Origin of the sequence: Pseudomonas sp. 3MA1, from assembly GCF_029237275.1 — a bacterium.
Lineage (GTDB): Bacteria > Pseudomonadota > Gammaproteobacteria > Pseudomonadales > Pseudomonadaceae > Aquipseudomonas > Aquipseudomonas fluorescens_AP.
Genome location: NZ_JAACFX010000001.1, coordinates 876526 through 897587, shown reverse-complemented (window position 1 = coordinate 897587; position 21062 = coordinate 876526). Strand labels below are relative to the sequence as shown.

The 21062-nt window shown below is 62.8% G+C and carries 15 protein-coding genes and 1 other RNA gene; 7 read left to right on the top strand and 9 right to left on the bottom strand.

The window, feature by feature from the left end:
* Positions 1-62 precede the first annotated feature (62 nt).
* The 3 genes from GWQ44_RS04260 to GWQ44_RS04250 all read left to right on the top strand — a co-directional run bounded on the left by GWQ44_RS04260 (position 63) and on the right by GWQ44_RS04250 (position 2420).
* Positions 63-929: a LysR family transcriptional regulator gene (locus GWQ44_RS04260; RefSeq protein ID WP_275926696.1), complete on the top strand. Its 867-nt coding sequence runs from the start codon at positions 63-65 to the stop codon at positions 927-929.
* A gap of 118 nt (positions 930-1047) precedes the next feature.
* Entirely contained in the window at positions 1048-1599 is a 552-nt protein-coding gene (locus tag GWQ44_RS04255; RefSeq protein ID WP_275926695.1) for a kinase inhibitor, read from the top strand.
* Between the two features lie 2 nt (positions 1600-1601).
* Positions 1602-2420, top strand: a complete 819-nt coding sequence (locus GWQ44_RS04250; RefSeq protein ID WP_199010240.1) for a helix-turn-helix transcriptional regulator — start codon at positions 1602-1604, stop codon at positions 2418-2420.
* On the opposite strand, the gene GWQ44_RS04245 is transcribed toward GWQ44_RS04250, so the two are convergent.
* The 8 genes from GWQ44_RS04245 to GWQ44_RS04210 form a co-directional block, all read right to left on the bottom strand.
* Positions 2417-2917 (bottom strand): GrpB family protein, encoded by a 501-nt coding sequence (locus tag GWQ44_RS04245; RefSeq protein WP_275926694.1) that lies wholly within the window; start codon positions 2915-2917, stop codon positions 2417-2419. The genes GWQ44_RS04250 and GWQ44_RS04245 overlap by 4 nt on opposite strands.
* A 106-nt stretch (positions 2918-3023) precedes the next feature.
* Positions 3024-3965 carry a class I SAM-dependent methyltransferase gene (locus GWQ44_RS04240; RefSeq protein ID WP_275926693.1) on the bottom strand — a complete coding sequence of 314 codons (942 nt, stop codon included), beginning with the start codon at positions 3963-3965 and terminating at the stop codon, positions 3024-3026.
* Positions 3966-4416: 451 nt separating this feature from the next.
* An RNA gene (gene ffs, locus GWQ44_RS04235) (signal recognition particle sRNA small type) lies at positions 4417-4513 on the bottom strand.
* Positions 4514-4762: 249 nt separating this feature from the next.
* A complete protein-coding gene (locus GWQ44_RS04230; RefSeq protein WP_016968385.1) occupies positions 4763-5932 on the bottom strand; it encodes a putative zinc-binding metallopeptidase in 1170 nt (389 codons plus the stop codon).
* 117 nt (positions 5933-6049) lie between these two features.
* The gene (gene ligA / locus GWQ44_RS04225) at positions 6050-8422 is read right to left on the bottom strand and encodes an NAD-dependent DNA ligase LigA (RefSeq protein WP_275926692.1); all 2373 of its coding nucleotides are present in this window, start codon (positions 8420-8422) and stop codon (positions 6050-6052) included.
* Between the two features lie 126 nt (positions 8423-8548).
* Entirely contained in the window at positions 8549-9406 is an 858-nt protein-coding gene (gene zipA / locus GWQ44_RS04220) for a cell division protein ZipA (RefSeq protein WP_103741238.1), read from the bottom strand.
* A 256-nt stretch (positions 9407-9662) separates the two neighbouring features.
* Positions 9663-13151, bottom strand: coding sequence for a chromosome segregation protein SMC (gene smc, locus GWQ44_RS04215; RefSeq protein ID WP_016968381.1), 3489 nt, complete (start codon positions 13149-13151; stop codon positions 9663-9665).
* A 2-nt stretch (positions 13152-13153) separates the two neighbouring features.
* Positions 13154-13813: a GntR family transcriptional regulator gene (locus tag GWQ44_RS04210; protein ID WP_016968380.1), complete on the bottom strand. Its 660-nt coding sequence runs from the start codon at positions 13811-13813 to the stop codon at positions 13154-13156.
* 266 nt (positions 13814-14079) lie between these two features.
* Here GWQ44_RS04210 and xdhA point away from each other — a divergent pair, with 266 nt between their 5' ends.
* Genes xdhA through guaD form a run of 4 tightly spaced genes read left to right on the top strand, consistent with a single transcriptional unit; the run spans position 14080 to position 20143 of the window.
* The gene (xdhA, locus tag GWQ44_RS04205; RefSeq protein WP_275926691.1) at positions 14080-15534 is read left to right on the top strand and encodes a xanthine dehydrogenase small subunit; all 1455 of its coding nucleotides are present in this window, start codon (positions 14080-14082) and stop codon (positions 15532-15534) included.
* Entirely contained in the window at positions 15527-17926 is a 2400-nt protein-coding gene (gene xdhB / locus GWQ44_RS04200; RefSeq protein WP_047302908.1) for a xanthine dehydrogenase molybdopterin binding subunit, read from the top strand. The genes xdhA and xdhB overlap by 8 nt, the downstream gene beginning before the upstream one ends.
* A 46-nt stretch (positions 17927-17972) precedes the next feature.
* Positions 17973-18815 carry a xanthine dehydrogenase accessory protein XdhC gene (gene xdhC / locus GWQ44_RS04195; protein ID WP_275926690.1) on the top strand — a complete coding sequence of 281 codons (843 nt, stop codon included), beginning with the start codon at positions 17973-17975 and terminating at the stop codon, positions 18813-18815.
* Between the two features lie 23 nt (positions 18816-18838).
* On the top strand, positions 18839-20143 hold the full coding sequence (gene guaD, locus GWQ44_RS04190; protein ID WP_275926689.1) for a guanine deaminase: 1305 nt from the start codon (positions 18839-18841) through the stop codon (positions 20141-20143).
* Positions 20144-20225: 82 nt separating this feature from the next.
* On the opposite strand, the gene GWQ44_RS04185 is transcribed toward guaD, so the two are convergent.
* On the bottom strand, positions 20226-21059 hold the full coding sequence (locus GWQ44_RS04185; protein WP_016965709.1) for a hypothetical protein: 834 nt from the start codon (positions 21057-21059) through the stop codon (positions 20226-20228).
* Positions 21060-21062: the final 3 nt, after the last annotated feature.

Below are 21062 nucleotides of genomic sequence, written 5' to 3'. Positions count from 1 at the left end.
CTCACCACAACTAACCGATACTGAGGCCATTCCTCACTGTAAATGAGCAATGGAGCCGAGCAATGGAGCTGAGCCAACTGAAAATGCTGAACGCCGTGGCCCGCACCGGCAGCATTGCCCGCGCCGCCGAGCAACTGCATTGCGTGCCCTCCAACATCACCAACCGCCTCAAGCAGCTGGAAAGCGAACTCGGCACCCCACTGTTCAACCGGGTAGGACGCGGCCTGAAGATCAGCGCCGCAGGAGAAGTATTCCTCGGCTACAGCGAACGTATTCTGGCCCTGGTCGATGAAGCCAAGCGCGCGGTGGACGACCAGGCGGAGCCCAGCGGCGTGCTGCGCCTGGGCGCCATCGAGTCCTGCGCGGGCGGGCGCCTGCCACCGCTGCTGGCGCAATACCACCGACGCTACCCCCAAGTGAGCGTGGAGCTGGTGACCGGCACCTGGTCGCAGCTCTTTACGGAGCTGCAACACCAGCGCATCGACGGCGCCCTGGTGGCCATCGACACCCTGCCACCCTGGCTCAAGCAGACAGTGCTCTACCACGAGCCCCTGGTACTGATTTCCAGTGCTGGCAGCGCTCCGATCCACAGCGCCAGCGATCTGCAAGGGCAGCACCTGTTCATGTGGCCGCAGGGCTGCCCCTATCGCCGCGCCCTGGAAAACTGGTTGGCCAGGCACGGCCTGAACCTGCCCATTACCGGGTACGCCAGTTGGGGCACCATCATCGGCTGCGTCAGTGTCGGCGCCGGCGTCTCGCTGATTCCGCAAGGCGTGCTGGAACGCTATTCACAGTCGGCGACCCTGAACATCCAACGCTTCAGTGACCTGCTACCGGTGGACAACCGCTTCGTCTGGCATCAGGAGGTACAGCGACACAAACCGCGGGATGCATTTGCCCGGCTGCTGCAGGAGCATCTGGGCGCATGACGGCCGCCTCGTCGAGCCAGCGAGCGTTTCGGCACAATCCACGAGCGCCACGGCACAGCACCCGGATCCGCCCGCCCCTAGACTGGCCTTTCATCCCCACCCGCCGGACGCGCCCGACATGAACAACCGACTTCTTCTTAGTGCACTTTGCTGGGGCCTGAGCCTTGGCGCCCACGCCGCCGAGTTCAGCGTCAGCAGTGACGACATCCGCGATGGCCAGCCCTTGAGTCAGCGGGAAGTATTCCGCGGCTTCGGCTGCGAAGGAGACAACACCTCACCTGAACTGTCGTGGAAAAATGCCCCGCCGGGCACCCGCAGCTTTGCCGTCACCGTCTATGATCCGGACGCTCCCACCGGCAGCGGCTGGTGGCACTGGACCCTGGTCAACCTCCCCAGCACCACCCAGGGCCTGCCCAGGGGCGCCGGCAGCCCCAGTGGCGAACAGCTGCCGCCGGGAGCCGTCCAGGGACGCACCGACTACGGCCAATCCGGCTTTGGCGGCGCCTGCCCGCCACCGGGCGACAAACCTCATCGCTACCAGTTCACCGTCTGGGCGCTGAAGGTGGATAAACTGCCCCTCGACGCCCAGGCCAGCGGGGCGATGGTGGGCTACATGCTCAACGCCAACGCCCTGGCCAAGGCCACACTGACCGCCACCTACGGACGCTGACGATGAACGCACCGGCCAGCCTGCAGCATCACCAAAGCCGCATCGACGCCTGTGTCATCCGTGCCAGGCAAGCCCACGCCCTGCAACGAGTACCGATTTTCGTCAGCGCCCTGTGCCGGGTGCGCCAGGGCGAAAAACGCATGGCCTGGGACGACCGCGAAATGCGCGTGGGCGGCCAGCACCTGATCCTGCTGCCGGCCGGGCGCGAAGTGGCCATCAGCAACGCTCCAGGGGCGCAGGGTCACTACATTGCCGATGTCGTGACCTTTCCCGCCCCGGCCTTGCGCGCCTTCAGCCTGCGCTACCCGCCGCAGATCGTCGCCCGCCCCGGACGCAGCGGCGCAGACCTGTGCATCCCCCTGGAGCGACACACGGCCCTGGCCTGGGACCACCTCCTGCAATGCATCGCCAGCGATGCGCCGGATGCCCTGCGCAACCACTACGGCGAGGCGGTGTTGCTGGCCCTGGCCCTTGGCGGCTGGGCCGGCCCTTTGCTGCTGGACCGTCACGACCCGCTGTGCGAACGGGTGCAGCAACTCCTCATGAGCAACCCGGCGCGGGACTGGACCGTCGCCTGCGTCGCCAAGCGCTTGAACCTCGGGGCTTCAACCTTGCGCCGCCAGCTGGCGAACGAGAACGACAGCTTCAGCAACATTCTCGAAAACGTCAGGCTGGGCATGGCCCTGCAATGGCTGCAAACCACGCCACGCCCGATCGGCGAAATCGCCGCCGCCAGCGGCTACGCCTCGGCCTCCCGCTTTGCCGTGCGCTTTCGCAAGCACTACGGTCTGTCGCCCCGGGAGTTGCGCGCGGCGATCTAGCCCTGGCGGGCCATCACCGCATCGATGAAGGGAGCCTTTTGCGCGAGATACTCGCCAATCCCCCCGCGATTGCTGGCTTCAAGCCCCAGCTTCAGATCCTGGTATTGCTGGCGCAGATCGCTGTCTTGCCGCAGCAGATCGCGAAAACCCAGCATGCGCCCGATCTGCCCATGTCCACAGCTGCAGACATGCACTTTATGGGTGCGCACGCCCTCGACATCGCGGCGGTAAAAGTGATGCCCCGGGGACAGATTGCTGCCTCGGACATAACCCAGGCTCGCCATGAAGGCATTGCGCGCCGCCTCATCCCGGTGCTCCACGACCACCAGCAAAAGATCGATTTCCGGCTTGGCCGCCAGACCGGGCACAGCGGTGCTGCCCACATGATGAATATCCATCAGCTCGGCACCGAAGCCCTGGATAATCCGCGCCTGCTCGGCACTGAAGGCCGCAGGCCAGCGCTTGTCATAAGCGCAGATATTACTGGTCAGCGCCATCGGTACTCCGTCCCTGGTCGAAAAAACGCGAGAGCTTAACCGCGATGGAACACCGGTGGAATCTTCAAGATCGCACCAGCGGCCAGTCAGGAATCACCAGATGGCGCTATGCGCCTTCTTTGCGCCCATCAAACTCAAACCAGAAGCTGGCGCCGCCACTGACGGAGCGGCCATACATGAGTTCGGTCAACAGGTCGTCATTGAAGTGTTTGTGATAGGCACTGCCATACAACAGTTGCGTACGCGGGTTATCAATCAATAAGGCCAACAGAAGATACTGCTCCGTCCAATAGATCTGATGATCAATCACCCAGCGCTGCGGAAGGGCAAAGGGAAGAAACACGTCATGGACATGGACAAATATTTTCTTGGTTATCTTCGGTAGCAGGCGCAAGTAGATATGCAGGCAATCGCTGCCGGTCTTGACCGTGTGCGTGGAGTCGATAAACAGGATATCGCCATCTTGCAGAATGGAATTCAGGCATTCGACCATCAGTTCCTGAGCCGGCCGCGCCTGCAACTCAAGCGCCCCTTCGGCCGCCAGCGCAGTAATGAACGGCCGTGGAAAGGGCTCGATGCAATGCAAGCGTCCGCCCGCATTCCTGGCCAATGCCTCCAGAGCAATCAGCGAAGAAAAACCACTGCCGATCTCGACAATGTTCCTCGGGCGGATTCGCCGTATATAGGCGTAGTAGGCCATGGCATCACTGCCTGTGAATTGACCGTTTTTCCAGAAGTACGAACGCGCGTTATCCATATCTCCGGTCTGCGCCGGGGTGAAGTCGATCCCATATCGAATCAGCTCAGCCAGCTCTGCGCGCAATTTGTCCTGGTCGAATAGTCCACAGTGCAAATACGGCGGCTCTGCTTCGCTGTATTCGTAGGAGTTGAATGTCTCGGCGATCGAAGGCGTGTTCGAATAGAAATTCACAGGGATCAGGTTGAGTCCATGCCCCTGCAAGCGCTCTCTGTCCTGGGGATCAGCCCACAACAGCTTTTGCATCACCGGCAAAGCCGCATTGAATTCCTTATCCGTTATGCGTGCCATCTCGTCGACTTCCTTATTCACGCGACGCTGGACAAAGCAGAACAAGGGCTACGGCCCCCTCTGCCGTTCGGAACAATAGCGTAGACCGTTCCAGCCAGGCAGCAGCGCAGGTTGCTGTTTGGGTAACGTCGCAAGGTGCCTCAATCTGGTGACACTGATGACAGTGATCGCCTCCCGAAACAGCCGAGCATCCTTGCGGATCATCTGCTCGACGGGCATGCCACCGATGATTCAGGCCCCGCTTGCAACAGGTTTGCAGGGAGCGATGAAGTCTCTTTGGGGGAACAACGGGCGAATGACATCCGGCACCACAAATCGGACCTGACAGACCGAGTGGCGGGACAAAAAAGATAAGGCGGGGTACTCGACACGGATGTATCACTCCTTGTACCACTTGCTGGCAAAGGGTGAAAAACCGTTAAGAATCAATTGCTTGAAAGATTGGAGGCAACCCCACCAGCCACACCCCGGCACACAATGTTCCCGCTGTGGCTGCTTCCTTCCGGATCTGACCAGGTTCACGGGTAATCGTTGCGGGGGGACCGATGGGGTCACCATAACGACGTTCGCCTGTCGGCGAGCCGCGCCATTGTACCTATCTGAGTTGAACTTACAACCGCTCGTTGCAGATTAAAAAATTCGATGAGCTTCAAGCACTTGGAGGTGCTCCTGAGTGCAAGCCCGACCCAGCCATCCGCTACCGCTGAAGCCTGTGTGTTCACGGGGCAGACGCCGCGCCGGATCGGGGAAATCGCCCCCGCCGCCGCGAGCAAGCTCGCGCCTACAGGGCGGAGGGATCATCCATCCAGGGACAGCACTGCTTCGGCACGACCGCCTTCCTGCTGGATCACCAGATGGATGAAGTGCAATTTGCCGATCACCGCCGGCGGCAGGATGAAGGGGTAGAAATCCGCCTGCCCCATGCTGCGAGACAGTTCGTTAAGCATGCCCGCCAGTTCGATCCAGGCATTGACGAAGGCCAGGAACGCCGGACCGCCAGGATGCTGCGGGTCGTAAAGACTGCTCAGGGGAAACGGCTGGTAATCGAGATCGACGTCTCGGGCACTCATGCCAAAGCCCAGGGCCGTGTCCACCGCGTCCATCATGTGCAGGTAGTGAGCCCAGGTTTCCGCCCAGTCTTCCCAGGGATGCATGGTGGCGTAGGCGCTGATGTGGCTTTGCTGCCAATCGCTCGGCGGGCCTTGCTGATAGTGACGTTCCAGGGCCTGGGCATAACTGTCGCGCTCGTCGCCGAACAGGTGGCGAAACGGCTGTAGCCAGGGGCTGTCGGCAATCAGCCGATCCCAATAGTAGTGCCCCACTTCATGACGAAAGTGCCCGAGCAGGGTGCGATATGGCTCGCGCATCTGCGTGCGCACCTGTTCGCGATGGGCATCGTCGGCCTCCTTGATATCCAGGGTGATCAGGCCACCGGCGTGCCCGGTCATGGGCGCCCTGCCCTCAAGATCGACACCGATAAAATCGAAGGCCAGACCCCGCTCTTCATCGTCACTCTTGGGAATCAGTTGCAGCCCCAGGGCAAGCAGCTGCGCCACCAAACGGCGCTTGGCAACTTCCACCTTGCGCCAGCGCTCGGGGTTCTCAGGCACGGACAAGTCGGGAATGGTGCGGTTCAGGCGACAGGCTATGCACAGGCTGCCGGTCAGGTGCGCGGGCAGCAGCCAGTTACAGGCCGCCGCCGTATCCAGATTGGCGCAGCGCTTGAAAGCGCCGGCCTCGGGACTGGCATCGAGCACCCAGGTTTGCCCGACAGGCCCCGGCCGCAGGGAAGACAAGCTGCCCAGTTGCGGCGCGTAACCGAGCACGGCCGCGCAGGCCAGGCACTGGCTGTTGCGAAAGAACAGCGACTGCCCGCAACGACAGGCCCAGAGCTTGCCGCTGCGTGAACGATCACCGACAAAGGGTGCGGCGATGCGGGAACTGAGTTGCTCGAAGAAACGGTACATGGCGCATCCTCCGTGGGGCCTGCCAAGACTAGATCATCCTGACTGCCCCATCGTTCCCTCGGCCCGCCAGGAGCCAACCGACCGGCTTGCCATCGCGGGCCAGCCGGCGGCCACGGATCACGCAGGAATAGAGATGCCGTGCTCACTGAGAAAGGCGACGAAGGCAGCTTCGTCCAGCACCTTGAGCCCCAGCTCATTGGCCTTGGCCAGCTTGGAACCGGCGCCGGGACCTGCCACCACGCAGTGGGTTTTCGCCGACACCGACCCCGCCACCTTGGCCCCCAGGCTTTCCAGTTTTTCCTTGGCCACATCGCGACTCATCAGTTCCAGCGAGCCGGTAAGCACCCAGGTCTTGCCAGCCAGGGGCAGGCCTTCGACCACTTTCTTCTCACTCAGCCAGTGCATGCCGAACGCCGAGAGCTGCTCCTCGATGGCCCGAGCCAACTGGGCATTGGCCGGGTTGTCGAAGAACTCGCGCACCGCCTTGGCCTGCTTCTCCGGCAGGGCCTGGCGCATGTCCAGCCAGTCCGCGTCGATCACGCCTTGCAGGGAGCCGAACTTGTCCGCCAGCTTCTGCGCTGCCCCGGGGCCCACCGAGGGGATATTGAGCTTGTCGAGCATGCCGCCCAGGGTGGTACTGGCGGCGAACTCGGCCCCGAGTTCACCCTGATCCTGCAGTTGCAGGCCGCATTGGTCCGCGGCCAGCAAAGCACCGATCACCTGGCGGTTGTGGCTGTCCTGGAAAAAGCTGTGGATCTCATGCGCCACCTCCAGCCCCACATCCGGCAGGTAGGTCAGAACCTGCGGCAAGGCCTGCTGGACACGCTCCAGGGTGCCCAGGGAGCGTGCCAGAACCTTGGCCGTTTCCTCGCCGACATCGGGAATGCCCAGGGCATAGATGAACCGCGCCAGGGCCGGACGCTTGCTGTCCTCGATGGCCTTGAGCAGTTTGTTGCTGGAGACTTCGGCAAAGCCTTCCAGGTCGATGATCTGTTCGTACTTGAGCTGGTAGAGATCCGCGGGCGAAGCGATCAGTTGCTCGTCCACCAGCTGCTCGATGGTCTTGTCCCCCAGGCCTTCGATGTCCATGGCGCGACGGGAGACAAAGTGAATGATCGCCTGCTTGAGCTGGGCACCGCAGGCCAGGCGGCCGACACAGCGATACACCGCGCCCTCGCTGACGGTTTCCCGGCCCTTGCTGCGCTTGACCAATTGGGTGCGCTCGACATGTGAACCACAGACCGGGCAGCTTTCCGGAATCGCTACCGGCCGGGCATCTTGCGGACGGCGCTCGACAACCACCTGCACCACTTGCGGGATCACATCGCCGGCACGACGGATGATCACCGTATCGCCGATCATCAGCCCCAAGCGCGCCACTTCATCCATGTTGTGCAAGGTGGCATTGGACACCGTGACGCCCGCCACCTTCACCGGCTTCAGACGGGCAACCGGAGTTACCGCACCGGTGCGTCCGACCTGGAACTCCACATCCAGCAGCTCGGTCAGCTCTTCCATGGCCGGAAACTTGTGGGCGATGGCCCAACGCGGCTCGCGGGCCCGGAAGCCCAGCTCGCGCTGGGAGGCAATGCTGTTGACCTTGAACACCACGCCGTCGATTTCATAGGCCAGCGCGTTCCGGCGCTCGCCGATTTCGCGGTAGTAATCCAGGCACTCATCGATGCCCTTGGCCAGACGCAACTCGCGACTGATGGGCAGCCCCCACTGCTTGAGCTGCTGCAGATTGCCGATGTGGGTGTCGGCGATGTCGGCGCTGACCTGGCCCAGACCGTAGCAGCAGAACTCCAGGGGCCGGCTGGCGGTGATCTTCGAGTCCAGCTGACGCAGACTGCCCGCAGCGGCGTTGCGCGGGTTGGCGAAGGTCTTGCCGCCCGCCGCCAGCTGCGCCTCGTTCAATCGCTCGAAGCCGGCCTTGGACATGAAGACTTCTCCCCGCACTTCCAGGGTCGCCGGCCAACCGCTGCCCTGCAGCTTGAGCGGAATGTTGCGCACGGTACGCACGTTGACACTGATGTCTTCGCCCGTGGTGCCGTCGCCGCGGGTCGCGCCGCGGACCAGCACGCCGTCCTGGTACAACAGGCTCACCGCCAGGCCATCGAGCTTGGGCTCACAGCTGTACTCCACCGCCGCGCCAGCACCGAACAAGTCTCCCGCCGGCAGGTCCAGCCCCTCGACGACTCGACGGTCGAACTCGCGCATGTCGACTTCTTCGAAAGCGTTGCCCAGGCTGAGCATGGGGATCTCGTGGCGTACCTGGGTGAAGGCCGAGAGCGCCGCACTCCCGACCCGCTGGGTGGGCGAGTCGCTGGTGACCAGCTCAGGATGCTCGGCCTCCAGGGCCTTGAGCTCGTGGTACAGGCGGTCGTACTCGGCGTCCGGAATGCTCGGCTCGTCCAGTACGTGGTAGCGGTAGTTGTGTTGATCCAGCTCGGCGCGCAGCTCAAGAATGCGGGTTTCAGCGGCGGTCATGGGGTTCTCTCATAAAGCAAAAGAGCAGCCTAGGCTGCTCGATCCGAAATTGGAGGGGCGTGAGATTCGCTGGCAAGCCAGCGCCTACGCAAGCCAGCTCCTCTGGGAGGAGCTGGCTGTGGAAGCTTAGCGCTTTTGGGTCAGGGCGCGACGTTCGAACTCGACGATGCGCTGACGGTAGTGCTCGATGGTCTGGGCAGTCAGAACGCTGCGCTGGTCATCCTTGAGCTCGCCATTGAGTTCCTGGGACAGCTTGCGCGCTGCGGCCACCATCACATCGAACGCCTGTTTCGGGTGACGCGGACCCGGCAGGCCAAGGAAGAAGCTCACTGCCGGAGTGCTGAAGTGGTCGATATCGTCCAGATCGAACACCCCCGGCTTGACGGCGTTGGCCATGGAGAACAGCACTTCGCCGTTGCCGGCCATGCTTTCGTGGCGGTGGAAAATATCCATCTCGCCAAAACGCAGGCCGCTTTCGAGGATGTTCTGCAGCAATGCAGGGCCCTTGAAGCCGGCGGCATCGCGGCAGATCACACTGATCACCAGCACCTCTTCGGCTTGCGGCTGCTCTTTGTCGCCGTGACTGGCCGCCTTGTTGCCTTCCTCAGCCGGGAAGTCATCGTCGCGGCTGCTGAAGCTCGGGCCGTTGTCCAGGTCCAGATCCAGGTTGAGGTCGCCCTGATGAGGCTCGCCGCCACGCTTGCCGCGTTTGGAAGAGGAACCTTCCCGAGGCTCGCGGGCCGGCATGCTCACCGATGGCAGATCATGCTCGTCCAGCTGAGGCTCTTTATGAGTATCCAGCACCCTGGGCGGCCCCAGGAGTTCGGCACTGCCTTCGTCATCCGGCAGGTTGGACAGACTTCGATCAAGACGGAACTTCAACTTCCCCTTGCCGCCGCGCATACGCCGCCAGCCATCAAAAAGAATACCGGCGATAACAATAATGCCGATGACGATCAGCCACTCGCGCAGACCGATTTCCATGTAATCCCGTGCCTCTATGAAAAATGCTGAAAAATAAGGGGCTTACAATCTGCAAACCGCTTTAAAACGTGGCGCCAACTCTATGTTCTGAATGGCCTTTTGCCCACGCATAGGAAAAATTGACATTAAACTAGCACGACCAAAGGCAACTTTACACCGTCTGTCGCAACGGTTACGGCCAATATGCCGACTGGCCAGGTAGGTAACAGGAAAAATTCCCCGACTTGCCCCCAACTAGCGCCTCAGTCGCATGGACTCAAGCGTCCACCATCGCCATCGCCTCCTCGACATCCACGGCTACCAGGCGCGAACATCCGGGTTCGTGCATCGTCACGCCCATTAACTGATCAGCCATTTCCATTGCGATCTTGTTGTGGGTGATATAGATGAACTGCACTGTCTGCGACATCTCTTTAACCAATCTTGCATAGCGTCCAACGTTAGCGTCGTCCAGCGGCGCGTCAACTTCGTCAAGCATGCAGAACGGCGCCGGATTCAACTTGAAGATGGCAAATACCAGGGCCAACGCGGTCAGCGCCTTTTCGCCACCCGAGAGCAAATGAATGGTGCTGTTCTTCTTCCCCGGAGGACGGGCCATGATCGTTACCCCTGTATCGAGTAGATCTTCGCCCGTCAGTTCCAAATAAGCGCTGCCGCCACCGAAAACTTTTGGAAAGAGTGCCTGCAAACCGCCGTTGATCTGATCAAAGGTATCCTTGAAGCGATTACGGGTTTCCTTGTCGATCTTGCGGATCACGTTTTCCAGGGTTTCCAGGGCTTCCACCAGATCGGCATCCTGAGCATCCAGATAGCGCTTGCGCTCGGACTGCTGCTGGTACTCGTCGATGGCCGCGAGGTTGATCGCGCCCAGGCGCTGGATCCGCGCAGCAATCCGCTCCAGCTCCTCTTCAGCCGCCTGCTCGCTGGCTTCTGCAGTCAGGGTCGCCAGCACACCGTCCAGGTCGTAGCCATCGGCCAGCAACTGCTCTTGCAAGGTCTTGCGGCGTACGGTCAGGGCCTGCCATTCCATGCGCTGCTGTTCCAGCTGGCCGCGAATCAGTTGCGATTGCTGCTCGGCCTGGTTGCGACGCTTCTCGGCATCGCGCAGCTCGCGGTCGGCATCTTCCAGGGCGATTTGCGCGGTCTTGAGCTCGACATCCACGGTCATGCGCTTTTCCAGCAACTCTTCGAGCTTGAGGCGCAACTCCTCCAGAGGCGCCTCCCCCTCCTCCAGATTCAAACTGAGCTGCTCGCGCTTTTCGGTCAGGCGCTCCGATTGCAGCTCCAGACGCTCCAGCGCCTGACGAGTGGAATCGTGCTGGGCCTTGAGCGAGCCCATGCGCACCGCCAGTTGATGAGCGTGATCCTTGTGCTGGCGCGCTTCCTGACGCACCCGATCAAGGCGCTCGCGCAGGCTGTCACGCTGGGCCAGCAGCAGCTCGCGCTGCTCGGTATCCAGGGCCATGCTGTCGAGGGCTTCCTGCAACTGCAGGCGCGCCTCGCCGATCTGTTCGTGCTCCAGCTCACGCTGCTCGCCGAGCTCTACCAGCTCTTCATCGAGACGGGTACGTCGCAGGTTCAATTGCTCGGCCTTGGCCTTGCCGGCGGACAGCTTGGCTTTCAGTTCACCCTGCTGGCGAGCCTCGTCCTGCAACAGGCGACGCAAATGTTCACGACCGTTCTCCTGCTGGCGCTGCTGGGCCCGCAGGTTGAGCAACTGGCTTTCCAGGGCCTCGACACTGGCTTCGCGCTCATCGCGCTCCAGGGTCAGTTGCTGGATTTCCTGGCCCCGCGCCAGTACGCCACTTTCCGCTTCGCTGGCGCGACGCACCCGCAGGAAATGCCGACCGACCCAGTAACCGTCACGACTGATCAGGCTCTGCCCGGCACTCAGTTGCCCGCGCAAGGCCAAGGCCTGCTCCAGGCTATCCACCGGCTTGACCTGGCCCAGCCAGGGCGCCAGATCGACCTGTGACTCCACCTTGTCCAGCAGGCTGCCGGGCATGCGCGAAACATCCCCTTGCAGGCTCAGCAAACGCAGATCGCCCTGCTGAAAACCGGCCAGATCGATACCGGAAAAATCGTCCACCAACACCGCTTGCAGATCGGCGCCCAGCACGGTTTCCACCGCCAGTTCCCAACCGGCCTCCACGTGCATGCCATCGGCCAGCCGCGGACGCTCCGCCAGTTGCTGCTCACGCAGCCATTGCGCGGTACCGGTGCCCGGGTCGAGCGCCGCTTGCTGCAAGGCTTCCAGGGACGCCAGCCGACCATTGAGCCGCTGCAGTTCACCCTGGGCCTGCTGCTGGGCCTGGGTGGCCTGCTGCAATTGCTGACGCAGTTGTTCCAGGCGCTCGACCTGGGACTCTTCGCTGGCCTGCAGGTCTTCCAGGGTCGCTTCGCTGGCGGCCAGTTGTTCGTTGAGTTCAAGAATCGCCGCGTCTTCCGGATCCGCCGAGAGCAGCTCACGCTCCTCGGCCAGACGCCGCTGACGCTCGGACAAACGCTCCATGCTGCTTTCGAGCTGCTGAATGCGCGACTGCTGCACCTCAGCCTGGCGCCGCGGCTCGGCGGAACTCAGGTTGAAGGCATCCCACTGCTCCTGCCAGCCGTGCATGGTGGCTTCGGCTTCTTCCAGGGTCGCGGCAGCCTCCTCGGCCGCGGCGGCGGTGACTTCCTGCTCGGGTTCGAGCATGGCCAGCTCTTCCCCCAGGGTCGCCAGCAAGGTGCGGTCGTGGCCCAGATGGGATTCGGTCTCCAGGCGCGCGCGCTCGGCTTCCTTGAGGTCGTCCTGCAACTGCCGCAGACGCTGCTGCCCGTGCTGGATGCTCTGCTCGACCCGAGCGATATCACCGCCCACCGAATAGAAGCGCCCCTGCACCAGATTGAAGCGTTCGGACAGTTCGTGGTGCCCATCGCGAAAGCGTTCGATGGCGGCATCGGCGTTGCGCTGCTCGGCCACCAGGGCCTCGAAGCTGACCTCCTGACTGCCGATCACCGACTCGCGCTGCCCCACCTGTTCATTCAAGGCCTGCCAGCGCAGGGCCGACAGTTGCGCCTTGAGCTGACGCTCCTCGGCCTTGTATTCCTGGTACTTCTCAGCGGCCTGGGCCTGGCGATGCAAGCGTTCGAGCTGGCGCTCCAGCTCTTCGCGCAGGTCGGTCAGACGGGCGAGGTTTTCGTGGGTGCGGCGGATGCGGTTTTCCGTTTCGCGCCGGCGCTCCTTGTACTTGGAGATGCCCGCGGCTTCTTCGATGAAATTGCGCAGGTCCTCGGGCTTGGCCTCGATCAGCTTGGAGATCATGCCCTGCTCGATGATCGAGTAGCTGCGCGGCCCCAGGCCGGTGCCAAGGAAGATATCGGTGATATCGCGACGGCGGCACTTGGCGCCGTTGAGGAAGTAACTGTTCTGGCTGTCGCGGGTCACCTTGCGGCGGATGGAGATCTCCGCATAGGCCGCGTACTCGCCCACCAGGGTGCCGTCGGAGTTGTCGAACACCAGTTCGATGCTGGCCTGGCTCACCGGCTTGCGGCTGGTGGAGCCGTTGAAGATGACGTCGGTCATCGACTCGCCGCGCAGGTTCTTCGCCGAGCTTTCGCCCATCACCCAGCGCACGGCGTCGATGATGTTCGACTTGCCGCAGCCATTGGGCCCGACCACTGCCGCCATGTTACTGGGGAAGTTCACCGTGGTCGGATCGACGAAGGACTTGAACCCCGCCAGCTTGATGCACTTGAGTCGCACGTTTACGCATCCGCCAACGCAGACACCACCAGATCGCTGCTGCGCTGGGCGTAGGCCGTCAACACCTGGCGGATCTCCTGCAGATCACGAGCCAGTACCGCAGCCAGCAATTGCTCGAACAGCGCCAGGTACTCGCTCATCGACGCCTTGCGCTGCTCCAGTGCCAGGTAATAGGCACGGCTCATGGCCGGCTGCAGGTTCTCGACGGTTTCCTGCAGGTACGGGTTGTTGGCAAAGGGATAGGCCGCCCGCATCACGCTGAAGCTGTCTTCGACGAAGGCGCGGATGTCCTGGCGCTCGTAGGCACTCTCCAGACGCTGCTGGATCTGCAGGAACGGCGCCATGTCGCTCTGCTGCACCCAGCCGCTGGCCACGGAGTTGCCCAGCAGGATGTACAACTCGCTCATCAGGGTGCACAGGCTGCGGACCTTGTGCTCGGTGAGCTCGGTCACATGCGCGCCGCGACGCGGCAGGATGGCGATCAGATGGCGGCGCTCGAGAATCAGCAAGGCCTCGCGGACCGAACCACGGCTGACATTGAGGGCCAAGGTGACCTTCTGTTCCTGGATACGCTCCCCAGGCTTGAGATCCCCGCGAATGATACGTTCGGCGAGGTGGTGAGCAATCTGCTCGGCGAGGCTGTCCGGCGCCTTGAACGTCATGGTTTTCCTTCAAAATCTTTAAACGGCACAAGCGGCGCAGTGTAGCGCAATTGCTACATCATCGCGGAGTGCCCCGACAGGGGAATTTGGCATGAAACCAGCAGATAAGTACCGATCAAGGGGTTTCTCGAATGCCGTTCATACTTGCAATGTTGAGCATGGAAAATTCCTGACCTGAAAGTCAGAAAATCATTGACCGAAAAGTCAGACATGACTAAATTCGGCTCAGTTCGCTTAACAACAATAAAGAGTCTGCGAGGCCTTCCGTGATCCAGTTTTTATTCAACCAGGAACTCCGTAGCGAGCACGCCCTGGACCCGAACCTGACCGTGCTCAATTACCTGCGCGAGCACCTGGGCAAATCCGGTACCAAGGAAGGCTGCGCCAGCGGCGACTGCGGCGCCTGCACCGTGGTGGTGGGCGAGTTGCAGACGGATGCGCAAGGCCGCGAAAGCATTCGCTACCGCAGCCTCAACTCGTGCCTGACCTTCGTCTCCGCCCTGCACGGCAAGCAACTGATCAGCGTCGAGGGCCTCAAGCACCAGGGGCAACTGCACAGCGTGCAGCAGGCCATGGTCGACTGCCACGGCTCGCAATGCGGCTTCTGCACCCCGGGCTTCGTCATGTCGCTGTTCGCCCTGCAAAAAAACAGCAGCCAGCCCGACGCCCACCAGGCCCATGAAGCCCTGGCCGGCAACCTCTGCCGCTGCACCGGCTACCGGCCGATCCTCGCCGCCGCCGAACAGGCTTGCTGCGGCGGACAGAGCGACCAGTTCGACGCGCGCCAGGCCGAAACCATCAGCCGCCTCAAGGCCATCGCCCCCAAGGACACCGGCGAGCTCAACAGCGGTGACAAGCGCTGCCTGGTGCCCTTGACCGTGGCCGACCTGGCCGACCTCTATGACGCCTATCCACAAGCGCGGTTGCTGGCCGGCGGCACCGACCTGGCCCTGGAAGTGACCCAGTTCCACCGCACCCTGCCGGTGATGATCTACGTCGGCAACATTGCCGAGATGAAACGCATCGAACGCTTCGACGATCGCCTGGAAATCGGTGCCGCCACCGCCCTCACCGACTGCTACGACGCCCTGCGCGCCGAGTACCCGGACTTCGGCGAATTGCTGCTACGCTTCGCCTCGCTGCAGATCCGCAACCAGGGCACTCTGGGCGGCAACATCGGCAACGCCTCGCCCATCGGCGACTCGCCGCCACTGCTGATTGCCCTGGGTGCACAGATCGTCCTGTGCAAGGGTGAAGTACGCCGCACCCTGGCCCTGGAAGACTATTTCATCGATTACCGGGTCACCGCGCGCCAGGACAGCGAGTTCATCGAGAAGATCATCGTGCCCCGGGCCAGCGCCGAGCGGCTGTTCCGCGCCTACAAGGTGTCCAAGCGCCTGGACGACGACATTTCCGCGGTCTGCGCCGCCTTCAACCTGCGCATCGACAACGGCGTGGTCAGCGAGGCGCGCATCGCCTTCGGCGGCATGGCGGCGATCCCCAAGCGCGCCAAGAGCTGTGAAGCCGCGCTGATCGGCGCCCCCTGGAATCAGTCCAGCATCGAGCGCGCCTGTGCCGCGCTGGCAGAAGATTTCACCCCGCTCTCGGACTTTCGCGCGAGCAAGGAATACCGCCTGCTGAGCGCGCAGAACCTGCTGCGCAAATACTTCATCGAACTGCAAACACCGCACATCGAGACTCGGGTGACCGCTTATGTCTAACCATCACAAGGTCGAAAAGACTCAAGCCGAACTGAGCGCCCTGTTTCAACAGGACCTGACCAGCGGCGTCGGCCGCAGCGTCAAGCACGACAGCGCCGACAAACATGTGTCCGGTGAAGCCGTGTACATCGATGACCGCCTGGAATTCCCCAATCAGCTGCACGTCTACGCGCGGCTGTCGGACCGGGCCCACGCCAAGGTCATCAGCATCGACACCGGCCCCTGCTACGCCTTCGAGGGCGTGCGTATCGCCATTACCCACGAAGACATTCCGGGCCTGAAGGACATCGGCCCGCTGCTGCCCGGCGACCCGCTGCTGGCCATCGATACCGTGCAGTTCGTCGGCCAGCCGGTGCTGGCAGTGGCCGCCCGCGACCTGGAAACCGCGCGCAAGGCGGCCATGGCCGCGATCATCGAGTACGAGGACCTGGAGCCGGTACTGGATGTGGTCGAAGCCCTGCGCAAGCGCCACTTCGTGCTGGACAGCCACACCCATCAACGCGGCGATTCGGCCGGCGCCCTGGCCAGCGCCGAACACCGCATCCAGGGCACGCTGCATATCGGCGGCCAGGAACACTTCTACCTGGAAACCCAGATTTCCTCGGTAATGCCCACCGAAGACGGCGGCATGATCGTCTACTGTTCGACCCAGAACCCCACCGAAGTGCAGAAGCTGGTGGCGGAAGTGCTCGACGTGTCGATGAACAAGATCGTGGTCGACATGCGCCGCATGGGCGGCGGTTTCGGCGGCAAGGAAACCCAGGCGGCGAGCCCCGCCTGCCTGTGCGCGGTGATCGCCCGCCTCACCGGACAGCCGACCAAGATGCGCCTGCCACGGGTCGAAGACATGCTGATGACCGGCAAACGCCACCCCTTCTACATCGAGTACGACGTGGGTTTTGACAGCAACGGGCGCCTGCACGGCATCCAGCTGGAACTGGCGGGCAACTGCGGCTGTTCACCGGACCTCTCGGCGTCCATCGTCGACCGGGCGATGTTTCACGCCGACAACGCCTACTACCTGGGCGACGCCACCATCAACGGCCATCGCTGCAAGACCAACACCGCGTCGAACACCGCTTACCGCGGCTTCGGCGGCCCGCAAGGCATGGTCGCCATCGAGGAGGTGATGGACGCCATTGCCCGTCACCTGCACCTGGACCCACTGGCGGTACGCAAGGCCAACTACTACGGCAAGACCGAGCGCAACGTCACCCACTACTACCAGACCGTCGAGCACAACATGCTCGAAGAAATGACCGCCGAACTGGAGGCCAGCAGCCAATACGCCGAACGCCGCGAAGCCATCCGCCTGTACAACGCCAACAGTCCGATCCTGAAAAAGGGCCTGGCGCTGACCCCGGTGAAATTCGGCATCTCCTTCACCGCCAGTTTCCTCAACCAGGCCGGCGCGCTGATCCACGTCTACACCGACGGCAGCATCCACCTGAATCACGGCGGCACGGAAATGGGCCAGGGCCTGAACACCAAGGTGGCGCAAGTGGTGGCCGAGGTGTTCCAAGTCGACATCGGGCGGGTACAGATCACCGCCACCAACACCGACAAGGTGCCCAACACCTCGCCCACCGCTGCTTCCAGTGGCGCCGACCTCAACGGCAAGGCGGCGCAGAATGCCGCGCAGACCATCAAGAACCGCCTGGTGGAATTCGCCGCGCGCAAGTATCAGGTCAGCGAGGAAGACGTGGCGTTCCACAACGGCCATGTGCGGGTCCGCGAGCACATCCTGACCTTCGAGGAACTGATCCAGCAGGCCTATTTCGCCCAGGTGTCGCTGTCCAGCACCGGCTTCTACAAGACCCCGAAAATCTACTACGACCGCGCCCAGGCCCGGGGCCGGCCGTTCTACTACTTCGCCTTCGGCGCGGCCTGCGCCGAGGTGATCGTCGATACCCTGACCGGCGAGTACAAGATGCTGCGCACCGACATCCTGCATGACGTCGGCGCCTCGCTGAACCCGGCCATCGACATCGGCCAGGTGGAAGGCGGCTACATCCAGGGCATGGGCTGGCTGACCACCGAGGAACTGGTGTGGAACGCCAAGGGCAAGCTGATGACCAACGGTCCGGCCAGCTACAAGATCCCGGCGGTGGCGGACATGCCCCTGGACCTGCGGGTCAAGCTGGTGGAAAACCGCAAGAACCCGGAAGACACGGTGTTCCATTCCAAGGCCGTGGGCGAACCGCCGTTCATGCTTGGCATCGCCGCCTGGTGCGCGATCAAGGACGCGGTGGCCAGCCTCGGCGACTACCGTCACCAGCCGCAGATCGATGCGCCGGCGACTCCGGAACGGGTGTTGTGGGGCTGCGAGCAGATGCGCCGCCTGCGGGCAACCAGCACCGCGCAGCAGCCAGCCGAGCTGGCGCCGCTGTAATGGCCAGCGAGAGTCCCGGACAGACCACCAAGATGTCGAGGTGAACATGTACAACTGGATCAGCGCCCTCGCCGACCTGCAGAACCAGGGAGAGCCCTGCGTGCTGGTGACCATCATCGAAGAGCTCGGTTCGACGCCGCGCAATGCCGGCTCGAAAATGGTCGTCAGCGCCACCCGGGCCTTCGACACCATCGGCGGCGGCCACCTGGAATACAAGGCCATGCAGCTCGCCCGGGACATGCTCGCCAGCGGCCAGCAGGGCACCCACCTGGAGCGCTTCAGCCTCGGCGCCAGCCTCGGCCAATGCTGCGGCGGCGCTACGGTGCTGCTGTTCGAGCCCATGGGCCAGGTGCAGGCGCAGATCTCCGTGTTCGGCGCCGGACATGTCGGCCGCGCCCTGGTGCCGCTACTGGCCAGCCTGCCCTGTCGGGTGCGCTGGATCGACTCCCGGGAACAGGAGTTTCCGGAACAGATGCCCCCGGGCGTGCACAAGATCGTCAGCGAAGAGCCGGTGGAAGAAATCGACAACCTGCCTCCTGGCAGTTACTGCATCGTCATGACCCATAATCACCAACTGGACCTGGAGCTGACCGCAGCCCTGCTCAAGCGCAACGACTTTGCCTATTTCGGCCTGATCGGCTCGAAGACCAAACGGGTCAAGTTCGAGCACCGCCTGCGCGATCGCGGTTTCGACGCCGCCACCTTGCAGCGCATGCGTTGCCCGATGGGGCTCGCTGAAGTCAAAGGCAAGTTGCCCGTGGAAATTGCCATTTCCATCGCCGGTGAGATCATCGCCACCTATAACGCCCATTTCGGCCAGCCCAGCGCCAGCGCCGAACCCATTGCCAAACTGCTGCCGGCTTCGCGCCGCAGTCAGGCTTCGAACTGAAACGCCACACACCGAGAATCCCCATGCCTTTAACGCGCAAAGCCTACCGAGCCGCCATCCTGCACAGCATCGCCGACCCGGCCGAAGTCGGCATCGAAGCCTCCTACGAGTATTTCGAAGACGGCCTGCTGGTGGTCGAGGACGGCCGGATCAGCGCCCTCGGCCACGCCAGCGAACTGCTGGCCAAGCTGCCCGCCGAGGTGCAGGTCGAACACTATCCGGATGCCCTGATCACTCCCGGCTTCATCGACACCCATATCCACCTGCCGCAGACCGGCATGGTCGGTGCCTACGGCGAACAGTTGCTGGACTGGCTGAACACCTACACCTTCCCCTGCGAAAGCCAGTTCGCCGACCAGGCCCACGCCGATGAAGTGGCGGACATTTTCATCAAGGAACTGCTGCGCAACGGCACCACCACTGCCCTGGTGTTTGGCAGCGTGCACCCGCAGTCGGTCAATGCGTTCTTCGAAGCCGCCGAGAAACTCGACCTGCGGATGATCGCCGGCAAGGTGATGATGGACCGCAACGCCCCGGACTACCTGACCGACACCGCCGAATCCGGCTACCAGGAAAGCAAGGCGCTGATCGAGCGCTGGCACGGCAAGGGCCGCCTGCACTACGCCGTCACTCCACGCTTCGCGCCGACCAGCACCCCGGAGCAACTGACCCTGGCCGGCCAGTTGCTGACCGAGTACCCCGACCTCTACATGCAGACCCACATCAGTGAAAACCTGCAGGAAATCGAATGGGTCAAGGCGCTGTTCCCGGAGCGCAAGGGCTACCTGGACGTGTACGACCATTACCAACTGCTGGGCGAGCGCTCGGTGTTCGCCCACGGCGTGCACCTGTGCGACGAAGAATGCGCGCGCCTGGCGCAGACCGGCTCGGCCGTGGCCTTCTGCCCGACCTCGAACTTCTTCCTCGGCAGCGGCCTGTTCAACCTGCCGATGGCGGAAAAGCACAAGCTCAACGTCGGCCTGGGCACCGACGTCGGTGGCGGCACCAGCTTCTCGCTGCTGCAGACCCTCAACGAAGCCTACAAGGTCATGCAACTGCAAGGCGCCCGCCTGAGCCCGTTCAAGTCGCTGTACCTGGCGACCCTGGGCGGCGCCCGGGCCCTGCGTCTGGAGGACAAGATCGGCACCCTGCACCCGGGCACCGACGCCGACTTCGTGGTCCTCGACTACCACGCCACGCCGCTGCTCAGCTACCGCCTGAAGCAGGCCAAGAGCATCGCCGAAAGCCTGTTCGTGCTGATGACCCTGGGGGATGACCGCACCGTGCTGCAAACCTACGCCGCAGGCCGCCAAGTCCACCAACGCTAAGCCCGCGCACAAAAAATCCCCCGCTCGCCAATCCGCGAACGGGGGATTTTTCATGCCTGGCCGAACCGCGATGCCGCGTCGGCTAGAAGGTCACTTCCATGTTCAGGGTCGGCGCGCTGGTGCGCGTCCCACGCCCGCCGTCCACCCCGAACTTGTTGTGCCAGTACTCGTAACCGACGCCCAGATAGAGGTTGGGCTTGACGTTCTTGCCCGGCAGCACGGCCACCATCAGCGAACTGCGCAGCAGGGTTTCCGGAGCCGTGTCGCGGTAGTTGTAGTCGTGGCCCTTTTCCCCGGTGTAGTTGATGAAACCCTGGAACTTGGCCGCGTGGCTGCCGACTTCGAAGGGGCGCATCCAGGCCAGGTTCAGCAGGTAGGTGTCATCGAAGGTGTGGTCCGGATCCTTGGCCCCGGGGATGCCGGAATGGTTGTTTTCCTTGTAGTACAGCAAGCTCAGGTCAAGAACGCCGACGGTGTTGAACTTCAGGGTCGGACCGAAGACCAGGGCGCGCTTCTTCGCCGAGCCCAGGTTGTTGTTGCGACTGGCATCAAAGCCCAGGGTCAGCGCGTAGTCCTTGATCAGGCCGGTGCCCAGGGGCGTATCCAGGACCCGGGAGGCGAAGAGCTGGTGGCGGTAGACGCCGTAGACTTCGCTGCTGCCCTTGTTGGTGCCCTTGCGCGGATCGTCGCTATCGGAGAGCAGCACGTCCAGGTGCAGGTAGTTGCTGCCGTACTGGTAACCGCTGGCGTGGGTGAAGCTGTAGATGCGCTTGCTGATGTAGTGCGGGTTGTTCGGGTTGGTGAACTCCTTGCCGTACCGAAAGCCGACGCTGTTGTTCATCCACTCCAGGGCGGCCGCTTCCCCTGCTCCAATCAATGTCATCAGCAGGGTTGCGCCTTGTAATGCCTTTTTCATTTT